Annotated in this window: 3 protein-coding genes and 1 pseudogene; 1 reads left to right on the top strand and 3 read right to left on the bottom strand. The window is 58.5% G+C overall.

All coding sequences use genetic code 11. The features are described 5' to 3' along the window. Positions 1-74 precede the first annotated feature (74 nt). The 3 genes and pseudogenes from AC0L3P_RS39390 to AC0L3P_RS39380 form a co-directional block, all read right to left on the bottom strand. Positions 75-389 (bottom strand): annotated as a pseudogene (locus AC0L3P_RS39390) (transposase); the annotation flags it as partial. 824 nt (positions 390-1,213) lie between these two features. Beyond that, complete coding sequence (locus tag AC0L3P_RS39385) at positions 1,214-1,450, bottom strand: hypothetical protein (RefSeq protein WP_473309385.1); 237 nt, start codon at positions 1,448-1,450, stop codon at positions 1,214-1,216. Between the two features lie 339 nt (positions 1,451-1,789). After that, entirely contained in the window at positions 1,790-2,077 is a 288-nt protein-coding gene (locus AC0L3P_RS39380; RefSeq protein ID WP_473309384.1) for a hypothetical protein, read from the bottom strand. A 354-nt stretch (positions 2,078-2,431) separates the two neighbouring features. Between AC0L3P_RS39380 and AC0L3P_RS39375 the strand changes: the two genes are divergently transcribed. Then, positions 2,432-2,758, top strand: coding sequence for a hypothetical protein (locus tag AC0L3P_RS39375; RefSeq protein WP_473309383.1), 327 nt, complete (start codon positions 2,432-2,434; stop codon positions 2,756-2,758). The last annotated feature ends 852 nt before the right edge of the window (positions 2,759-3,610 follow it).

The following is a 3,610-nucleotide window of genomic DNA, read 5'->3' as shown; positions in this document are numbered from 1 at the left end:
AGCACCCCGAGCCTACCGGCTCAAGGTGGGCAACGCCGACCTCTTCAGAAATTCAACAGAACCCGGGACATCCCCTCGGTCGGAAAGGTGATGGCCTTCGGCTGCACCGTGGTGTCGACGGTGACGCGCTTGAGGTCCTGGCCGCGTAACGCGCCGGCCTCGTGCGCCACCCGCAGGCTCTCCGCCAGCAGCAGCTCCAACTTGTCGCCGAGCCGCTTGCGCCAATGGCTCAGGTCCGAGCGCTCGTGCGGGAAGGCATGCTGAAAGAACTCTTGCCCGGTGAAGAACTGGAAATACGGGTCGTGAACCCAGCGCTCGCAAACGCCCTCATCGGACAGCCCGTAAGTGTGCTTGAGCAACAGCAGCCCGATCATGAACCGGGTCTCCAGGAACGCACTTGAGCCAATTTGTTTAGAACTTTGACTGCGAGGGCCCGCAGACCATCTTCACCGGGCTCCTCGATAGAGACACGCGAGCCGACAGTGATATTCGCGCGACGTTCCAGGCGAGCATGCCGCGTGTCCAAGCATATCGGTCACATGAGGAGCGCAGTGCGAGGGATGAGGCTAAAGGGTTTGCTGGTTTATCTTTTCAGAATGAGCACCATTGCACGTGCCATTCGCTTCACTGATCCGGTGTGCCGAGCCAGCGCCGCCGCTATCTCCGACACGACATGACGACGCGCCAGCCACGCAAGCGGCTTTCGTTCAGCCTGCGTCCATTCCTTTGGCTTGGACGCTTTCATTTCGAGATGGTCGAATGATCTCGATGCGAGCGATATTGAGAAATTTACGAGTGGCTGCGAGCGATCAAGGCACGCCGAGGCCCTCCGAACGAAGATAAGTTTGAATTCATGGCAGTCGGCGCTGTGGCGGCCGCACCCGACACTACAGCCGGCAGGCTGGCCGGGCACCCGATCCGGGTAGTGCCGTTGATTTATCGCAAGATAGCGCGGGTCGAGCGGTGGCAAACTTGCCGGCCATGTTGCTCAGGCTATGGGCCCGGCTTCTACACACCCGGGCCCTTCTTTTTTTGCGCCAATTATTTCCTAGCTCACGATCAGCCACGTCAGCCCGGCGATCGTGCCGTAAAAGCCCGCGAGTGCAATAAGCACGAAAGCTCGCTCGATTTTGTCCATTGAATTTCCCCCGCAAGAAAGCCAATCGGAAAAGACGAAGGTTACTCCCGGTCAGGTTCAGTTCAAGCGCTCTTGTCAAGTTGCGGCAACCGCAGGACTGTGGATAGCGGGGAAAATGCCAAGCCGCGGTGGTAAAGCAGCCGGCCTGGACAACCTCCTAGCTTGACCCATTTTACTCTCGCAACTCAGCTTCGCGAGCGTCGCGCGGAAGTCCGCGAGATCGCAGAGCAGCTGGTCGCGCTCGGGATTCTGCGGAAGCGCGCGGGCTTTCGTTTCCGCGTCTTCGGCTTGCTTTTTCAGATCGTCAAGCATCTGACTTATTTTTCTGCCTTAGCCCGATCTCGACCGGGCTTGCGGATTGCCTCTGGCCGAGAGGGAGGTTCTGCTCGGCTAGCGCGCTTTGGATTCCGCATCTGATCCGCCGGGCTAGTATTCCGATTTGTTCGAAATCCAGTTCATGGCCTCCGATTCCGTCGCGAAGTCGCCAATGTGGGAAACGGGACCAACACCGGTTTTCACAGCTACAAACCAACGTCCCTTTTTTGTTATTTGGGGAGCAAAGGAGGGGAAGGGCCGCGCCAGTTTGCTGACTTGTGGGTCGTTGCTCATTACTTCACCCTCAGCTTGAGTTCGACCAGCCCACCTGCAAGTTCAGAGAAAATCCCGAAGCCGCGCGAGCTCCACGATGATTTCTCCCGAGAGGACATCGGCTATTAACGGCGGCTGAGGCTCCGTATGAATCTCGTAAAGGTGCCGCTGGTGCGCCGGCTTGGCCATGAATTCCCTGATGCATTCGTCCAACGTCGCCTCGACCAGTAAATACGGTCCGCTAGGGCTGGCGCACCTCTGGTTGTCAAGTGAGGACCATTTCCGAAGGACGGCCGGCGCATCGAAATTGATATGATGATGGTCGGTCGAGGGCGCGTCGCTGTCTATCACTCTGGACCACTCCTCCAGTGGCGGTTGGCCGACCGCTCTTCGGCATCGCGTAATTTGACCGCCGGATTCCTCATTTCGCCTTCACCTTCAGGCCCCGCCTCATCAGCGTCCTAATAGCCGCCGGCCGCGTCGGCGCGTCGGCCTGCTCTGCAATCCAGTTATCGACAGCCGACAAATCATCAGGCTGTAAGCGAACGCCAACCAGCGTGCCCTTCTCCGCCGAGCGGCGCCACCGCGGCGTTGTGTTATCACTACCTGACTTTGTCATGCGTTGTGATAACACAAAATCAGGCCGCCGCCAAGGTATCAGCTTGGCAGACGGCGCTAACCAAACGGGAAAGGTTCTTCTCCGCCATGGCTATCACGACTCTTAGCACACCCGTCGCGCAGCTCGTCCACGATCACCGCAAGATTACCGACATGGTGAAGGGCGCGCTGCCCGAGCGCGTCATCAGCCTGCTCGACGACACCTCTTGCGACATTTTGAAGGAGCTGGCCGGCGCAACGCCTGCGACTTGGCACGAGTTCGCCCACAAGGTGGCCGTTCTCATCGGCGCACTTCCGAGCGATCCGACCTCCGGTTGGCTGAAGCGGGTGCATGCTAGCTTCGCCAAAGATCTGATGACGCTGCTGGTGCGCTCGGCGTGGGCGCAGAGCGAACTCGCCGAGGCTGCTGAGTAACGACTGGCCTGACCGCCAGCGGCCCGTCCCTTCAAAGAAAGGCGGGCTTGTTCTTGGCGATCCGCGATGACCCTTATTTTCGTTGCTCCTTCTCGTATTCTGCATGCCCGTTCGTCAAACCATAAGCGAAACACAGACTCCTGCATTGACCGCGGCACTGATTGAGAATGCGCGACTCGCTTCCTGATAGCGCTCGACGCTAGTCGGGTACTTTTCGAAGATGTCCCTCAATTGAATCTCGGCGTCAGGGGCGTCCGGCATCGCGTGAGTATAGACCGGGATTCCCGCGCGTCAGAATCCAAGCAAAAGGCACGCCGGTGGCGGGCCTGCTCGTCAGATGCCAAAGCGCGGCTAGCCGTCTTGGCAGGGAATACCGAAGTTGTCATAGGCGAGAGCGAATGACTCTTTGCTTTTGTATGCTTGAAGCAGAAGCGAGTGCCGACTTCCGCGCGATCGGTCCACCAATCGACGTTATTGCTTTTCGCGATGCGGGAGGCTTCGCCGCGTAAAAGATTTAGTTGTCTTCCGGCAGCACGAACGATCAGGCAATTTTTCTCCTTGGACACAATATCTTCTCCAATGGCACAGGACGCCGAACGCATCGGCAATAAGAGCCGTGAACACGAACGCCGCAGCAGGGGTACTGCCGCTGCGCCCCGCGCGGTCAAAAATTCCCGGGCGAAAAATGACTTGGTGAATATGCAGCCAGCCCCGGTGGGATGATCGTACCGCAGCATCTCTGGCTCGCAGTATGATGTGTTTCGGCATGGAATAAGGGCTCTGACGCATTTATGGTGCAGCACTGGTCATGTGGCACCGACTAGCCGAGCCTGCAGCAAGTCGAGCTTGGCG

The sequence above is a fragment of the Bradyrhizobium sp. WSM4874 genome (assembly GCF_055811835.1).
Note: the sequence above shows the minus strand (reverse complement) of the source record. Positions and strands in the feature narration are given on the sequence as shown.

What these genes read in the sequence shown, in the direction of transcription:
- AC0L3P_RS39385 (WP_473309385.1), bottom strand. Translation starts at nt 1,450, where the DNA reads ATGCTTGACGATCTGAAAAAGCAAGCCGAAGACGCGGAAACGAAAGCC.
- AC0L3P_RS39375 (WP_473309383.1), top strand. Translation starts at nt 2,432, where the DNA reads ATGGCTATCACGACTCTTAGCACACCCGTCGCGCAGCTCGTCCACGAT.